Origin of the sequence: Gluconacetobacter aggeris (assembly GCF_014174395.1) — a bacterium.
Lineage (GTDB): Bacteria > Pseudomonadota > Alphaproteobacteria > Acetobacterales > Acetobacteraceae > Gluconacetobacter > Gluconacetobacter aggeris.
Genome location: NZ_JABEQD010000001.1, coordinates 148,817 through 164,505 on the forward strand (window position 1 = coordinate 148,817; position 15,689 = coordinate 164,505).

General features: G+C 65.2%; 16 protein-coding genes. 7 read left to right on the forward strand and 9 right to left on the reverse strand.

Translation table 11 applies throughout. The features are described from left to right. Positions 1–2: 2 nt before the first annotated feature. Positions 3–923 carry a LysR family transcriptional regulator gene (locus HLH36_RS00720; RefSeq protein ID WP_182984608.1) on the reverse strand — a complete coding sequence of 307 codons (921 nt, stop codon included), beginning with the start codon at positions 921–923 and terminating at the stop codon, positions 3–5. 202 nt (positions 924–1,125) lie between these two features. Between HLH36_RS00720 and HLH36_RS00725 the strand changes: the two genes are divergently transcribed. From HLH36_RS00725 to HLH36_RS00755, 7 genes are all read left to right on the forward strand, one after another. Then, positions 1,126–2,739 (forward strand): MFS transporter, encoded by a 1,614-nt coding sequence (locus tag HLH36_RS00725; RefSeq protein WP_182984922.1) that lies wholly within the window; start codon positions 1,126–1,128, stop codon positions 2,737–2,739. Between the two features lie 19 nt (positions 2,740–2,758). Then, a complete protein-coding gene (locus tag HLH36_RS00730) occupies positions 2,759–3,835 on the forward strand; it encodes an HlyD family secretion protein (RefSeq protein WP_182984609.1) in 1,077 nt (358 codons plus the stop codon). Further along, the gene (locus HLH36_RS00735; RefSeq protein WP_408871827.1) at positions 3,822–5,393 is read left to right on the forward strand and encodes an efflux transporter outer membrane subunit; all 1,572 of its coding nucleotides are present in this window, start codon (positions 3,822–3,824) and stop codon (positions 5,391–5,393) included. Before HLH36_RS00730 ends, HLH36_RS00735 begins: the two co-directional genes overlap by 14 nt. A 16-nt stretch (positions 5,394–5,409) precedes the next feature. Continuing rightward, on the forward strand, positions 5,410–6,144 hold the full coding sequence (locus tag HLH36_RS00740) for a pirin family protein (RefSeq protein WP_182984923.1): 735 nt from the start codon (positions 5,410–5,412) through the stop codon (positions 6,142–6,144). Positions 6,145–6,249: 105 nt separating this feature from the next. Beyond that, a complete protein-coding gene (locus HLH36_RS00745) occupies positions 6,250–7,248 on the forward strand; it encodes a sulfite exporter TauE/SafE family protein (RefSeq protein WP_182984611.1) in 999 nt (332 codons plus the stop codon). A gap of 25 nt (positions 7,249–7,273) precedes the next feature. Further along, entirely contained in the window at positions 7,274–7,990 is a 717-nt protein-coding gene (locus tag HLH36_RS00750) for an MgtC/SapB family protein (protein ID WP_182984612.1), read from the forward strand. A 240-nt stretch (positions 7,991–8,230) separates the two neighbouring features. Beyond that, the gene (locus tag HLH36_RS00755; protein WP_182984613.1) at positions 8,231–10,657 is read left to right on the forward strand and encodes a TonB-dependent receptor; all 2,427 of its coding nucleotides are present in this window, start codon (positions 8,231–8,233) and stop codon (positions 10,655–10,657) included. 766 nt (positions 10,658–11,423) lie between these two features. Here the strand turns inward: HLH36_RS00755 and HLH36_RS00760 are convergent. The 8 genes from HLH36_RS00760 to rpiA all read right to left on the reverse strand — a co-directional run bounded on the left by HLH36_RS00760 (position 11,424) and on the right by rpiA (position 15,688). After that, positions 11,424–11,849, reverse strand: a complete 426-nt coding sequence (locus HLH36_RS00760) for a type II toxin-antitoxin system VapC family toxin (protein WP_182984614.1) — start codon at positions 11,847–11,849, stop codon at positions 11,424–11,426. Next, complete coding sequence (locus tag HLH36_RS00765) at positions 11,846–12,088, reverse strand: type II toxin-antitoxin system Phd/YefM family antitoxin (protein ID WP_182984615.1); 243 nt, start codon at positions 12,086–12,088, stop codon at positions 11,846–11,848. Before HLH36_RS00765 ends, HLH36_RS00760 begins: the two co-directional genes overlap by 4 nt. Before the next feature lie 58 nt (positions 12,089–12,146). Further along, positions 12,147–12,284: a hypothetical protein gene (locus HLH36_RS00770; protein ID WP_182984616.1), complete on the reverse strand. Its 138-nt coding sequence runs from the start codon at positions 12,282–12,284 to the stop codon at positions 12,147–12,149. A gap of 4 nt (positions 12,285–12,288) precedes the next feature. Then, on the reverse strand, positions 12,289–12,921 hold the full coding sequence (locus HLH36_RS00775; RefSeq protein WP_246376261.1) for a YitT family protein: 633 nt from the start codon (positions 12,919–12,921) through the stop codon (positions 12,289–12,291). Between the two features lie 76 nt (positions 12,922–12,997). Further along, complete coding sequence (locus HLH36_RS00780; RefSeq protein WP_182984617.1) at positions 12,998–13,186, reverse strand: hypothetical protein; 189 nt, start codon at positions 13,184–13,186, stop codon at positions 12,998–13,000. Between the two features lie 64 nt (positions 13,187–13,250). Then, positions 13,251–14,348 (reverse strand): retropepsin-like aspartic protease, encoded by a 1,098-nt coding sequence (locus tag HLH36_RS00785; protein WP_182984618.1) that lies wholly within the window; start codon positions 14,346–14,348, stop codon positions 13,251–13,253. Between the two features lie 60 nt (positions 14,349–14,408). Next, complete coding sequence (locus tag HLH36_RS00790; RefSeq protein ID WP_182984619.1) at positions 14,409–14,987, reverse strand: gluconokinase; 579 nt, start codon at positions 14,985–14,987, stop codon at positions 14,409–14,411. Then, entirely contained in the window at positions 14,984–15,688 is a 705-nt protein-coding gene (gene rpiA / locus HLH36_RS00795) for a ribose-5-phosphate isomerase RpiA (protein WP_182984620.1), read from the reverse strand. Before rpiA ends, HLH36_RS00790 begins: the two co-directional genes overlap by 4 nt. Position 15,689: the final 1 nt, after the last annotated feature.

Below are 15,689 nucleotides of genomic sequence, written 5' to 3' on the forward strand. Positions count from 1 at the left end.
CGTCAGGTCAGTTCGCTCTGGATCTGGCGGGCGACGCGGAAGATGGTTTCGCGCAGCCAGCGATGGACCGGGTCGTTGTCGCGCCTGGGGTGCCAGGCCTGGAAGGCTTCGACGCGGGGAAGCGAGAACGGGTAGTCGAACAGGGCCAGCCCGCGTTCGGCCAGCGGCACGCGGTAGAGGGCCATGTCGGGCAGGGTCACGATGAGATCCGTGTCGCGCATGCTGTCGATCATGGCCTTGTAATTGGGAATGACCAGCACGACACGGCGGGCCAGGCCGTACTGGTCGCGCAGGATGCGGTCGATCGGGCCATGGGCACGGCCTCGGCGCGAGACGCTGATATGATCGTAACGGGTCAGGGTTTCCGGCGTGATGCCTTCGGCGAAGATCGGATGGTCCTTCCGCACCAGCGCCTTCATGGTGTTGTAGAAAATGGTCTGAAGGCGGATTTCCGGCTTCAGCATGTCGGTCGCGCCGATGTAGAGGTCGATCGCGTCTTCGCGCAGGGCCTGGTTGGCGGCGTCGTCGACTTCGGGCGCGAAGACCAGTTCGCAGTTCGGGCAATCGTGCCGCAGCGCCCGCAGCAGCGGCAGCGCCAGCGGAGCGATGACGACGTCATTGGCGCGGATGGTGAATTTGGGCGCCATGTTGCGCAGGTCGGCCAGGACCTGGGTTTCGATCAGCCCGTCGGCGGCGCGTACGACCTCCTGGACGCGATCTCGAATACCCTGCGCGAAGGCCGAGGCGATGAGGTGCCGGCCCGATGGCACCAGGATCGGGTCGCCGAACACGCTGCGCAATTTGGCCAGGTGGCGGCTCATCGCCGGTTCGCTGACATGCATGCGCCGGGCGGCGACCGACACGCTTTGTTCTTCGATCAGTACCTGGAGGAAGCGCAACAGGTCGAGGTCATATCCGCGCATCTCGCCACCCTATCTTTCCGCAGAAGGGAAAGACCAGAAGAAATTCTTCCGGAAAGTGGAATCCTGGCATAATCGGAATGGCGGTTTTCCGCGTTTCGATTTCGATGATCATTCGGCCATGGTTTCCGATCATCCTGACACGCGCGGTGCCGTGGCGGCCGCCGATGGGCTGGCCATTCCGCCCCCTCCCGCTTCGGCGCCCATGCCAGAGGCGCCGGTGATCCATGCCGCGCCGCCGATGCCGTCCTACATCCCGCCTTTCGGGCTGCGGACGATCATCGGCTGCCTGGGCATGCTGCTGGCGGTACATGTGGCGGGCTTCAACGAGCATGTAACGGAGATCGGCCTGACCGACATTCGCGGGGCCATGCATATCGGCCACGACGAAGGGACCTGGCTGGTCGCGATCTATGAGGCGTTCAATATCGCCGCCATGGCCTTCACACCGTGGTTCTACATGTCATTCTCGATCTACCGGTTTTCGATCTTCGTGACGGCTGTCATGGCGCTGCTGTCGATTCCGGCGCCCTTCATGCCCGACGTGACGTCATTATGCGCGCTGCGGGCATTTCAGGGGCTGATGGCAGGGTGCCTGCCGCCGGTGCTGATGACCGTGATGCTGAAATATCTGCCACCCGAAATCAGGGTCTTCGGTATTGGCGGCTATGCCATGAGCGCCACCTTCGGCCCCAATCTGGGCCTGCCGCTGGAAGCGTTCTGGTTCGAGCATGTCGGCTGGCACTGGCTGTATTGGGAAATCATTCCGCTGGCGGCGCTGGCGATCGCCATGATGGCCTACGGCCTGCCGCGCGACCCGATGCATCTGGAACGGTTCGAGAAATTCAACTGGTTCGGATTGATGGTCGGCCTGCCGGCGATCTGTTCGCTGGTGATCGTACTTTATCAGGGCGACCGACTGGACTGGTTCCGTTCACCCGTCATTACCCATCTGACATTATGGGGAGGAGCCGCGTTTGTCGTGTTCCTGATCAACGAGGCGTTTCACCCCAGCCCATATTTCAAGATCCAGTACTGGCGGTCGCGCAATATCCAGGCTTCGCTGCTGTCTCTGGTGGGTATCCTGGCGATCTGCGGCCTGCTGTCGGAACTGCCGGCGACCTATCTGGCCGAGGTGCGGGGCTATCGGCCGATCCAGACCGCGCCGGTCTCTCTGGTGGTGGCACTGCCACAATTGATCATGCTTCCGCTGATCGCCGCGATCTGCAACAGCCGCAAGGTCGATTGCCGTTATGTACTGGCGGGAGGCATGCTGTGCCTGGCAGCGGCGTCGTGGCTGGGTACCTGGCTGACGCCGGACTGGGTACGGGACAATTTCTACGTCATCCAGGCCTTGCAGGTATTCGGCCAGCCGATGACGGTCATCCCGACCCTGATGCTGGCGACACTGGCGCTGGGACCGGCGGACGGGCCGTTCATCTCCGGCATGGTCAACATGCTCAAGGGGCTGGCCAATGCCGTGGCCTTCGCGCTGTTCGCCGCACTGACACGGCGGCGGGAGCAATATCACTCCGCCATGCTGCTCGACCATCACGGCGCGCAGGGGCTGGCGTTGCAGGGCCTCGGCGATCCGATCGGCCAGCAGCTTTCCAGCACGTCTCCCGACGCGGGGCATATCGCGCATAATGTGCTGGAGGTCTTCCATACCTTTATCGAGGAGCAGTCGCTCGTCCTCGGACTGACGGACATCTATTTCGTCCTGATGTGGGTCTGCCTGTTCTACGCCGCGCTGAACGTCATCCTGCCGCGCCGCGTCTATCCCCCCCGCCCGCCGTCAGCGACGGCTCCTGCTCACTGAAACACGCGGACCCTACGGAATGATTTACAAGAAACCTCTTCTCTATGCCGGCAGCACGGCCATCGTGCTTGCGCTCGCCGCATGGGGTGGCAGCCGGATGATCATGGGCAACGGCGTCGATCAATATACGAACGATGCCTATGTCACCGCCGATTTCACCGCCGTTGCCCCCAAGGTCTCGGGCCGTATCGACCGTGTGCAGGCCGAGGACAACGAGACCGTGCATGCCGGCGATGCGCTGGCCCATATCGAGGACGACGATTACCGCGCCGCCCTGGATGCCGCACGCGGCCGATTGCAGGCGGCGCAGGGCGCGGTACGGAATCTGGAAGCAGAGCTGACGCGCCAGGATTCGGTGATTGCGGGCGCACGAGCCGCGGTACAGGCCGACCAGGCCGCGTTGCAGTTCGCACGGCAGAACATGACGCGTTATCGCGACCTGTCATCGGGTGGAGCGGGTACCGTCGAGCAGAAACAGGCGACCGAATCCCGCGAGAAGGAAGATGAAGCGATTGTGGCGCGCGACGAAGCGGCGGCGGACGGCGCCGTACGACAGGTCGATGTGCTGAAGGCCCAGCTTGCGCGGGCGCAGGGCGAGTTGTTGCAGGCCCAGGGTGACGAACGGCAGGCGGCGCTGAATCTCTCCTACTGCACGATCCCGGCCCCGGTCGGCGGCATTGTCGGCGAACGTGGGGTGCGCGTGGGTGCCTATGTGCATCCAGGCACCGCCATTCTGGCCGTGGTGCCGACAAAGGCGGCTTATATACTGGCGAATTACCAGGAAACGCAACTGACGCATGTGCAGACGGGGCAGAGTGCGACCATCTGGGTGGATACGTTCCCCGGTCATCCACTGAAGGCACATGTGGATTCGCTGGCACCGGCGACCGGTGTGGCCTTTGCGCCGATCCAGCCGGACAACGCGACTGGCAATTTCACCAAGGTGGTCCAGCGCGTACCAGTCAAGCTGACCTTCGACCCTGACCAGCCGCTCGCGGCCAAAGTGCGCGTCGGCATGTCGGTGGAAGTCAGCATCGATACGGCCTCCCAGCCCTCGGGACCTCATGCCGATGATGCACGCTATGTCTGGCGCTGAGGACGTGTCGGGTCACGCACGACGGCGGCGGTGCGGCCACCGGGCACTGATGCCGGCCTTCTGCCTGGCGGCGCTGACGGCCTGTACCGTGGGCCCGGATTATCGCAAGCCGGTGGCCGGCAGTCCGCGCGCATGGCACCAGAGCGTGACGCCTGCGGCCAGCCACCCGGTGATGGCCTCGACCGATCCGCAATGGTGGCGGCAGTTCAACGACCCGGTGCTGACGGCGCTGGAGCAGGATGTGGCGGCGGCGAATCTGGACCTTCAGGCGGCATCGCTGCGGCTGATGGAAAGCGCGGCCGAGCGGCGGATTGCCAGTGCGGCGCAGTTTCCGCATGCCGAGGCCAATGCATCCTATGCGCGCGAACGCGCCAGCACCAACGGCATTCTGGGCCTGCTGGGGACCATGGAGCGCGAGCAGGCCGGGACGGTGGCCAGCGGCACGCAGGGTTTCGGCCCGACCGCGCTGCCGGGCAGTGTGGGCAATCCGTCGTTCAACCTGCCGCAATATGGCATGAACGCGTCGTGGGAAGTCGATCTGTGGGGGCATGTAAGGCGGCAGGTGGAAGCGGCCACGGCGGCCATGCAGGCCAGCGAGGACATGCGCCGCGACGTGCTGGTGTCGCTGATGGCCGAGACCGCGCAGGATTATATCGACCTGCGGGGCGTGCAGGCGCGGCTGGCCATTCTGGACCACAACATCGCCATTGCCCGCGACAGCATGCGGCTGACGACGATGCGCTTCGACCACGGGGCGGCGACGCGGCTGGATGTGGCGGATTCGACGGGCCAGTTGCGCGGGTTCGAGGCCCAGCGGTCGCCGCTGGAGCGCCAGCAGGTGCACCTGCTCAACGCGCTGAGTTTTCTGGTGGCGCGCGCGCCCGGCGCGGTGAATGCGCAGCTTGGCAAGCCCGCACCCATTCCGCCGGTGCCGGCCGAGTTGCCGGTCGGGCTGCCGTCGCAATTGGCCGAGCGGCGGCCGGACATTCGCATGGCGGAGGAGCGGCTGCATGTCGCCACCGCCAGCGTCGGCGTTGCGGTGGCGGATTTCTTTCCGCGCATCACGCTGTCGGGCAGTCTCGACATCCAGGCGCTGCAATTCAGCGGGCTGGGGTCCTGGGCGTCGCGCCAGTACGGGTTCGGGCCGACGGCCACCCTGCCGCTGTTCGAGGGTGGGCGGCTGACCGGGCAGTTGCGTCTGCGCAGGGCCCAGCAGAAGGAGGCCGCGATCCTGCTGCGCCGGACGGTGCTGAAGGCGTGGCAGGAGGTCGACGATGCGATGACCGACCTGGCGACCGCGCAATCGGAACGCGACCGGCTGCGCGAGGCGGTGCGGGAGAACGAGATCGCCGTGGAGACCGCGCGGGCGCAATACAAGGCTGGGTCTTCGGATTTCCTGACCGTGCTGACGGTGCAGAACCAGCTTCTGGCCTCGCAGGCCCGGTTCGTGGATGCGACGGCGGAGATTTCGCGCGCGGTGACGCAGCTTTATCGCGCGCTGGGCGGCGGGTGGGAGGCGACCTATCCTGATGCCACGCCCGTGACGGCGCATGGCTGAAGAGGATCAGGACCCGATGATCACGATCCGGCGTGCGAATGCTCTGGGCCAGGTGCAGCGGGGGGACGTACTGCTGCGCTGCCATTTCGCCTTCGGGGCCTATCAGGACCCGCAGCATGTGCATGACGGCCGGCTGCGCGCGGTCAATGTGGGGCATCTGCCCGCCGATGCAGCGTATGTGCTGGGGCCCGAACGGAATGTCGATATCGCGACCTGGGTGGCGGACGGCACGCTGACGGTGCGCAGCGACCTGTTTGCGGACGAAAGCATCGGGACCGGGGGGCTGCATCTGATCTCGACCGCCGCCGGGTGCCTGTCGATGGGCTGGCGCGCGGGGGCGGCCGGGGCGACGTTCGTGCAATTCTGGTTCTTGCCCGATGATGAAGGGGGCACGCCGGTGCAGGAGGCGCGCCCGGCCTTTGCCGAGCTGGAAGAGGGTGGTTTCCGCATTCTCGCCTCCGGCTTTCCCGAGGATGACCCGGAGGAGACGGGCACCATCACCGATGGCGCGCCGGTGGTGCTGCGCGCCCGCGCCCGCCTGCTGCATGCGGCGATCCCGCAGGGTGAAGGCGCGTGTTACCGGACGACGCCGGGCCGTGCGCTTTATCTGGTCGTGGTGCGGGGGGCCGTTACGCTGGAGAGCGCGTGCCTCGGCCCCGGCGATGGCGCGCGGATCGACGACGAGCAGCAATTCATCGCCATGGCGGGCGAAGATGCTGTGATCCTGCTGGCCGATACGGCAGCGAAATAGAAACCTGCGTGAAAAGGCGTGCCGGCGGTGACGCGGCGATGGAAGCGGGCGGCAAGACGACCTATGATCGCGCCGGGCGCATCATCGCGCAGGAGGGAGCATTTCATGGCCGTTGCCGTGCTGCTGTTTTTGGTCGCTGTCGCGGCCTTTGCCCTGAGCGCGGTGTCGGGCGGCGGGGCCGGGCTGATAGTGATGCCGGTGCTGGGGCTGCTGCTGGCGCCGGCGCAGGTGCCGGCGGCGCTGTCGGTCGGCACGGCGCTGAGTTCGTTCTCGCGCATCGTCTCCTTCTTCCGCTCCATACGCTGGGATGTGGTGGTGCGCTTCGTGCCGCTGGCGCTGCCGGCCGCGTGGGGCGGGGTGTGGGCGCTCAGCCGGTTGCAGCCGGTCTATCTGGACCTGCTGCTGGGCGTGTTCCTGATCGGCAATCTGCCATTCCTGCTGCGCCGGGGGACGCGGACGCCGGGCGTCGTGCGGCCCTTTCGCCCCGCGCTGCTGCCCGTGCTGGGGGCGGCGGCCGGTTTCATATCGGGCTTTACCGGGGCGGTCGGGCTGCTGTTCAACGGGTTCTATCACCGGATGGGCCTGCGGAAGGAGCAGATCGTCGCCACGCGGGCGGCCAATGACGTGCTGCTGCATCTGACCAAGCTGTGGCTGTACCTCTCCTATGGCATGCTGACCGGGCCGGCGCTGCGGGCCGGCCTGGTGGTCGCGGCCGCCGCGATTGCCGCCACGCTGCTGATGCGCGTGCTGATCCATCGCCTGCATGACGATCTGTTCCGCCATGTGGGCCAGGCCGCCGCCTGCATCGCCGGGGTGGCGATGCTGTTCCAGGCCGGGCAGCAGATCGTGCGGCAGGACCATATGCAAGCCCGCTATGCCACGCATGCGGGCGAGGCGGTGGCCATGCTGAGCTGGCGCCAGCATGTCTTCTCGGTCGAGATCGAGAATCCGGGGGACATCGAATTCCGCCATGTCCACCCGGCATTCGGGTCGGGGCAGGTGCCGCGGCAGGGCGAGGGGTGGTATCGCACCTCGGTCCTGCATCTGTCGCCGGCCCAAGGCATCTTCATCACGCGCCGCCTGTCGCGCGCGCGGCCGGCCTGAACGATCCGCCGGAGAGCCTGCCGCAATGCATTTCATCCAGACCTTCAACGGGCCGGCCTTTCTGGACACGATCGTCAGCTACCTCTCCGCCTTTCTGTTCGGCACGCTGATCGGTGCCGAGCGCCAGTACCGGCAGCGCACGGCGGGGCTGCGGACCAATGTGCTGGTGGCGGTGGGGGCGGCGGCCTTCGTGGACGTGGCCCAGCGGATTGCCGGCGATGTGGAGGCCGTGCGGGTGATTTCCTACGTAGTGTCGGGCATCGGCTTTCTGGGGGCCGGCGTGATCATGAAGGACGGGACCAATGTGCAGGGGCTGAACACGGCCGCCACCTTGTGGTGTTCGGCGGCGGTGGGTGCCTGCACCGGGTGCGACATGGTGGCCGAGGGCGGGTTGCTGACGGTCTTCGTCATTGCCGGCAACACGCTGCTGCGGCCGCTGGTCAATGCCATCGACCGCATTCCGTTGCAGGGGCGCGGGGTGGAGGCGAGCTATACCGTCAGCCTGCTGACGGACCGCGCGCATGTCGACACGCTGCGCGACCTGCTGGTGGCGCATCTGGAACAGGCGCGCTTCCCCGTCGCCGACGTGGAACTGACCGACCGGGGCGCGGACCAGGTGGAGATCGCGGCCACCCTGACCAGCACCGCCGTCGACAGGGCCGAGTTGCAGCGCGTCATCGCCCATCTGGGCACCACGCACGCGGTGGCGCACGCAAGCTGGCTGGTCACGCCTGAATCCTGACCGGGCGGGGCGGGCGCGAGTCGGCGGGCGTGCTCAAAACGGCAACAGACTGATGTTTCTTTTATCCTTGAGGTGCCTGCGGCGCCTTCGTAATTTCGAACCCGAACCGATCCGGGAGGCGATCATTCGTCTTTCGTAGTAAGACGGGCTATCAGGCTCGCCCGTCTCGGGATCATGCGTGGCGCGAACGCGCCCGGCACGAACCGGACGCGCCGAAGACGAAGTGAAAAGGATCGAGGAATGACGTATCTCTCCCGCATGCCGGGACTGCGGGGCCGGTTGCAGGCCATGACCTGCCTGGCCGGCGTGTTCTGTATCGCCACGGCGCCGCAACAGGGGGCACGCGCCGCGACCGGCCCGCATCATCATCGTCATGCCTCGACCACCCACCCGGCGACAGCCGGCGCGGCCCCGGCCGTCGCGCCGCAGGCCCCTGCCCGCGCCGTTCCGGCCGCCGGCACCCCGGTCCGCGCCGCCGCCCCGCGCGCGGCGACGGCGGAAGACATCTCGGTCACCTCGTCCCGGCAGGCGCTGAATGGCGGCGGCGGCATGATGCGGCTGGAAACGGCGCCGCACACCGTGCAGACCGTTGCCAAAGAATATATCGACATGCGCGCGCCGACCAGCACGGCGCTGGACCTGATCAAGAACCTGCCCAGCCTCAGTGTCTCGACCCCCGACACGGCCGGCATGCAGGGCGGCATGATCCAGGTGCGCGGCCTGACCGACCTGGACATGGGACTGATGGTGGACGGCGCCCCGGCGGCGGCGGCCAAATACATGGCCGAGGACATCGATTCCGAGAACCTGGAAGAGGTCAACATCACGCCCGGCAGTTCGGGGACCGACCTGCCCGTCATGTCCGCCGCCGGCGGCGTGATGGACGAGCGCAGCCACACGGCGGCGCAAAAGTTCGGCGGGCTGATGGATTTCTCCTACGGCACCAACAATCTGTCGCGCGAATTCCTGCGCCTGGAATCGGGCGAGATCGGCAATAGCGGCGTGCGCAGCTATCTCTCGTTCTCCAACACCCACAGCCGGTCGTGGATGGGATCGGGCATCAACGAACGCCACCATCTGGATTTCGGCATCCAGAAAGACTGGCAGAACGGCTCGACCGCCAAGGTGTTCGTGTCGTGGAACAACGAGAACTTCACGATCGACAACTACCCGACCGCTGACCAGTTCTATCGCTACAAGCACACCGGCCAGGGCTGGGGCCGTTCGGACAATCCCAGGAACGACAATTACTGGCAGAACAGCAAGGACCATTGGAACCAGGTCTTCCTGACCGCGCCGCTGCACCTTGTCCTGCCCGCGCGCTTCAGCCTGGACCTGCAACCCTATTTCAGCTTCGGCCAGGGTTGGGATGCCTCGCCCGCCAATCCGATCTCCAACGATGACGGCACGCCCTATAGCGGCCCGAACCTGACCGGCTTCTTCCTGCAGAATGACACCCGGCAGGTGGGCACGGTGGCCAAGCTGGGCTACCAGATCGACCCGCATAACGCGTTCTCGGTCGGCTACTGGTACGAAAACACCTATACGAACCAGTCCTATCCCAGCGGCAACACCAATGCCGACGGCACGCCGCCCAGCCCGTGGAACCTGTACAAGACCGGAGGCTTCACCTTCGGCCAGAATGCCGGATACGAGATCCATTCGCTGTTCATCCAGGATACCGCGAAATACCTGCATGACCGGCTGGTGATCCATGCGGGCTTCAAGTTCGCCATGATCAATAGCTGGACCGCCAGCTTCGCCAACATCGACGGCACCAAGGTGAAGGGGTCGGTCTGCGACAATAGCGACAATTTCCAGCATTGCAGCAACAACCGCACCGAGCCGCTGCCGCAACTGTCGATCGGCTACACGTTCAACGAGCATCACCAGATCTATGTCAACGCCGAAGGTGATTATCGCCAGCCGAGCGCGGTGGATATGGGCTGGCTGCCATCCGGCCCGAATTTCCTGAAAAACCAGTATTCCATCAAGGAAGAGCTGGGGTACCGCTATCACGACAAATACATCATCGCCGACCTGGCGCTGTTCAACTACAACGTCACGAACCGTATCGTGAACCAGTATGTGGGCATGAACAGCTTCTCGCCCATGTCGATCGGCAGCCAGACGATGCGCGGCTTCGACGCGATGATTTCGGGCCGTTCCATCCACGGCTTCAGCCCCTATGCGTCGTTCGAGTATCTGCACGCGACGCAGGACAGCAACGTGATGGACCCGTATACCAACACGCTGATCCATTCCAAGGGCACGCAGGCGGTGATGGCGCCGCACATCATGGCGAATTTCGGCCTGACCTATACCTACAAGGGCTTTTTCGCCAATGGCAGCGTGCATTACACCGGCCCGCAATCGGTCAGCGTTGCCGGCGACCAGCGTATGCCGGGCTATGTGACCGACACGCTGTCGCTGGGCTATCACTTCCCGGCGTTCCTGTTCGCCAAGTCGCCGACTTTCCGCCTGAACTTCACGAACCTGACCGGTTCGATCGTCCGCACCGGGGCGATGGGCGTGGTGTATCGCGGCAGCGACCTGAACACGCACTATGTCTATAGCGGCAGCAACGCCCCCACGCTGGGCTACGGCAATTCCTTCATGGTCGAGCCGCGCTTTACCATGACGGGCACTGTCTCGACCGCTTTCTGATGATCCGGCCGGCCCTCCTGCGAGGGCCGGTACGATTTTCGGTCGTGGCGGGGTGCGCAGGGCTCTGCCCTGCACCCGGAAGGGGGCGTGGCCCCCTTCACCCCCATTCGTTTTGCAAGTGTGCCGTTTGAGGATGGGTCGGTTCGTCTTCTTTTAAGTTTCCGCTCAGAAAAACAGAATATTATCCAACATGGAATATAGTGTTCCGGCACTATGTCTTGCCACTTCTGGAAAATATTCCCTTGATTGATCAGCCTATAAGGCTTCCGTGGGTCGAGCCACTGTATAGAGAAAACAGAGTCTTAATCATGGGGGAAAGCCATCATTGTGACACGGGAGATGAATACTCCATTGATTTGACCATCCGCGCCGTTCAGGAGGCAATAAATGGAACATTGCCGTCGTCATTTTTTGATAAGGTGAAAGACACTGTACTACTGTACTAGGTGCCACGTCCGCAGACACGCCAGCGGGGCAGTTCTGGGGTCAGTTTGCCTTTGCCAATTTCTGCCAGGGAGCGGTTGTCCGGCATACGGGTGAACTGGTCCTGCTCAAACCGAGAAAATTTCTACTCTTTTCCAAAAGAGCATGGACGAGATATACCAACGACATTCCAGCGGTTTCCCGGCATGGGCCAAGCTTGCCTATCCTTGATTTGACGTCCCCATGCATGGAAGAGCCAGAAGCGTTACCGATGCCAGAAAGTATCGGCGCAAGAGCTTTATACCCAGCTCATTTGGAAGATTCTGGCCAAGCGACTGACGAACTACAGTAACTCCGTCCTGACACCAATATGCGGTCCAGCTTCCGCAAGGCGGCGGTCCAGGGTGCAGAGTGTCGTTCCGTGGTCCGCGCAGATGGCGAGATGCAGTGCATCCCCTGCCCGCAGGCCCAGAGCATATTGGTCCGAAAACCGGGCTGCCGTCCTGCATTGCTGGCTTGTTATAGGCAGAGTCTCGAAGCTTTCGGTAGAAAGACGCATAAACAATGCCAGAGCATTCGCGCGGTCCGTCACCGTGATCTGGCCGGTTCGCAGCTTTATCGACAGTGCCGAGGAAAACTCCGTAAAGACCCAGTCACTGATGAACAAATCCTCCGGCGCCTGTCCCGCGAGCCACGATTGCATACGGGCGGTCTGTGACCCGTTGGTCAACGCTGCGACCAGCACCGATGTGTCGATATAGAGGCTCAATAGCGTGCTTCGTCACGCATGGTCCGCACTGTTTCAGCGGCTGACTCGGCTTGCCGGGTCATGTTGTCCGTCAATGTGCGTAAAACATTCAGATCAACAGGTTTGCGGTCGGGCGCGACCCTGGTGATTTGTGCAACGACCTTGCCACGACGCTTGATGCGGACAGGCTCGCCCTCCATCGCCTGCTCGACCAGGCGGCTCAGATGGGCCTTGGCGTCCACCAGATTCACAGTCTGCATCGCTCGCTCCTGACCATTAAACTGGTCACTTGATAGCACGGGCAGCCTTTTCGGCGCATTAAGATTTGATAGTGAAGCGCAAACCCGTCAAATCAATGTCTGCTTCCATCAAACTGCCCGAAAAAGCCGGTTTCCAAAGGCCGCCGGCCTTGGTGGGGTTCGGGGCAAGCCCCGAGAAGCCCGCCGGTCCGGTCATGCGTTCAATAGCCGGTATAGCGGCCCGGGCGGTGGAAGGTGGCGACGACGCCGCTGATGGCGATGGCGCTGATGGCGGACAGGCCGACATGGGGGAGGTCGATCCGGAGGGTCGACATCGCCAGGATGAAGCAGTCGATCGCGAGTTGGACCTTGCCGACGTTCCAGCCCCGGTGCTTGTAGAGCCACAAAGTGACGACGCCGGTGCCGCCGACGCCGGCCTGGTGGCGGGCGAGCGAGAGGATGCCCATGCCGATGACGGTGCCGCCGAAGAAGGCGGCCCAGAGGGGGGCGATGAAGCCGAGTGTCATGATGTGGGGGAACAGCAGGGCGAACAGGGTGATGCTGCTGCTGACGAGGAAGGTCTTGACCGTGAAGGCCCAGCCCATGGTACGGCTGGCGAAGATGAGGAAGGGGATGTTGATCAGCGTGAACAATGTACCCGCCGAGAGCGGCAGGACGTAGGAGAGCAGCAGCGCCACCCCGGCCACGCCGCCGGTGACCAGCCCGGCGCGATGCAGGCAGGCCAGGCCCAGCACGATCAGCGAACAGCCGATCACGAGCGCGTAGGCGTCCTCGAACAAAGAGTGGCGGAGGGCGGTGGACTCGCGGGTGGACGGGCTGGACATGGCGGCCATGGGTCACGGATCAGGGGAAGGGGCTTTTTCCTAGAAAGCCCTCTTCGGCCTGTAAAGGGCGGCCGCACGGCAGCCCTCAATGCGTGGCGCGATCGATCTCGCGACCCAGTCTTTCGGCCGGACCCTTCGGCGGGTCCACGGTGTCCTGCACCCTGTTGCCCAGATTGTCGATCTTCTGGCCCAGTGTCTCGGGCTTCTTCTTGCACGCTGTCAGGGCGACGCAGCACAGGGTGGCGGCAAGTGCGGCGCGGACGAACGGACGCATACGAAATCCCCTTGTTTTTCGTGAGGATACAACGTCTTCGGTCCCCGAAGTTTCCGTGCCCCGGTCAGGGGCCGGGCGGGGCGGCGGGGGGCGGTGCGGGGGGTGTGTCGTCCTGCTCCTGCACCTCGACATCGGCCAGGCGCGACTGGGCGAGGCTGAGGGCGGCCGAGGCCGGGGGGCCGGCGCCCGGCTGGACATCGGAAAAATAGAGCATGCGGGTGGGGAAGGCGAACAGCACCCGGCGCCCGCGGAAGAAATCCATGCCCAGGATGTTGAACTGCGCGTCGGTGACATCGGCGGCCAGGCTGTCGCCGTGCCAGGTGCCGATGACGGGATGGGTGAAGCGGTGCCGATGGCCGATGATGGCGTTTCCGGCCTCGGTGCGCGAGCGCGGGTCGTCGGCCAATGCAGCCTGCCCTACCCCGATATCGGCGGCATCGGCCGCGCGCACGATCGAGGCGTTGGAGCCGGGTTCGACCTGCATGCCGACCGGCGCGCCGTCGATCGCGACCTGGACCGTGACATCCATGCCCAGCGGGTTGGGCATCAGCAGGGCGGTATAGGCGTGCGCGCCCACCAGCGCCGGCAAGGGGGGGCAGGCGGCGGCCCCGGTTTCCTTGAACAGGGTGACGGTCTGGCCGGGGAAATCGATCAGCACGTCGTAATTGCCCAGGATATCGTAGCCCACCACGCCCAGCACCGGGCGCCCCGCCACCTTCCTGTCGCCGATCTGCCCCAGGATCACGGCCGGGACATGGTGGGCCGAGCCGCGATCGAGCTGGAGCCGGTCGACGACGGTCTCCCTCGTCTCGCCCGCGCCGGTGACCGTTTTCATCTGCAACGACCGGCCATGGTCGTAGCCTATGCCGGGGCGTTCGAAGACGCCCAGCATCTCCTGCGACAGGCTGAGGAAGGCCATGCCCTCGGCCGCGTTGAGCGTGATCGGCACGCCGGGGCTGCCCTCGCCCGTCAGCAATGGCAGCGACAGGACATGGGCGATGCAGCGGCCGTTCCGTGGCGCGGGGGGCGGGGGATCGGTCGCGCCCGCAGGCGGCGCGGCGGGTTGCCCGTGGGCGGCCATCATGGGCCAGGGCAGCATCGCCGCCAGCAGGAGCGGCAGTGGCCTGAAGCCGGAGCGGGCCGCACGCCGCCATGCCGACATCAGCGTTTGCCCATCATCGTTCCGCCACGCCCTGCCCCACCATGCAGCGATTTCACCGCATCACGATGTGTGCCGGCGGTCGATATGGTAGCGGATCTCGGTGAGCACGCGCGCGATCACCTCGGCGGGCGGGCCTTCGCAATCCACCGTCAGCGCGTGCTCGTCGGGTGTCGGCACTTCCAGCGTGGCAAGCTGGCTGGGCAGCAGGGTGGGCGGCATATAGTGGCCCTCGCGGTGGGCCAGCCGCGTCTCCAGCACCGATTTCGGCACATCCAGATAGATGAACGTCACCCGGCCCGCCCCCTGGCGCAGGATGTCGCGATAGGCATGTTTGAGCGCCGAGCAGGTCAGGATGCCGCCGCCGCCATCGGCCAGCCGCTCCACGATCCAGGCATGGCAGAGCGCCAGCCAGGGCAGGCGATCCTCATCGGTCAGGGGGATGCCGGCCGCCATCTTGTCGACATTGGCCTGGGGGTGGAGGTTATCGCCTTCCTGATACGGCCAGCCCAGCAGATTGTGCAGGCCCTCGGCCACCGAGGTCTTGCCGCTGCCCGACACGCCCATCAGCACGATGACATGGGGGGGAATCCCCTCCGCCACCGGCAGCGGCGCGTGCCGCTCCGTCTCCGGCGCGCTCATGCCGCCACCAGGCGGGTCAGGCCCTGACGGCCGGCCACGATGACCTCGGACGTGCGATGGACGAACAGGCCGCTTTCGATCACGCCGACAATGTCGCCGATCGCGGCCTCCAGCGCCCTCGGGTCCTCGATCGGGCCGAAGGCGCAGTCCAGGATCAGGTTGCCGCCATCGGTGACGAACAGCTCGCCGTCGCGCTTGATGCGCAGCGCGACCCGCGCGCCGAGCTCGCCCAGTTGCCGTGCCGTGCTTTCCCAGCCGAAGGGCGTGACCTCGACGGGGACCGGCGAGCGGCTGCCCAGATGGTCGACCAGCTTGCCCTCGTCGACGATGACGACGAAGCGCCGTGCCGCCGCCGCCACGATCTTCTCGCGCAGCAGGGCGCCGCCCAGGCCCTTGATCAGGTCCAGCGAGCCGCGCTCGACCTCGTCCGCGCCGTCGATGGCGAGGTCGAGCCGGGCGTGGGTGGAAAAATCGACCAGGGTGATGCCCAGCGCCCGCGCCTGTTCCGCCGAGCGTTCGGAGGTGGGAATGCCGACGAAGCGCAGCCCGTCCGCCCAGCGCCGGCCGAGCGCATCGATCATCAGCGCCGCCGTGCTGCCCGTGCCGAGGCCGACGGCCATGCCGTCCTGCACCATCGCGGCGGCTTCTTCCGCCGCCCTGCGTTTCAGTTCGACCATCGGGTCTGAATTCTGGCCGCTCATC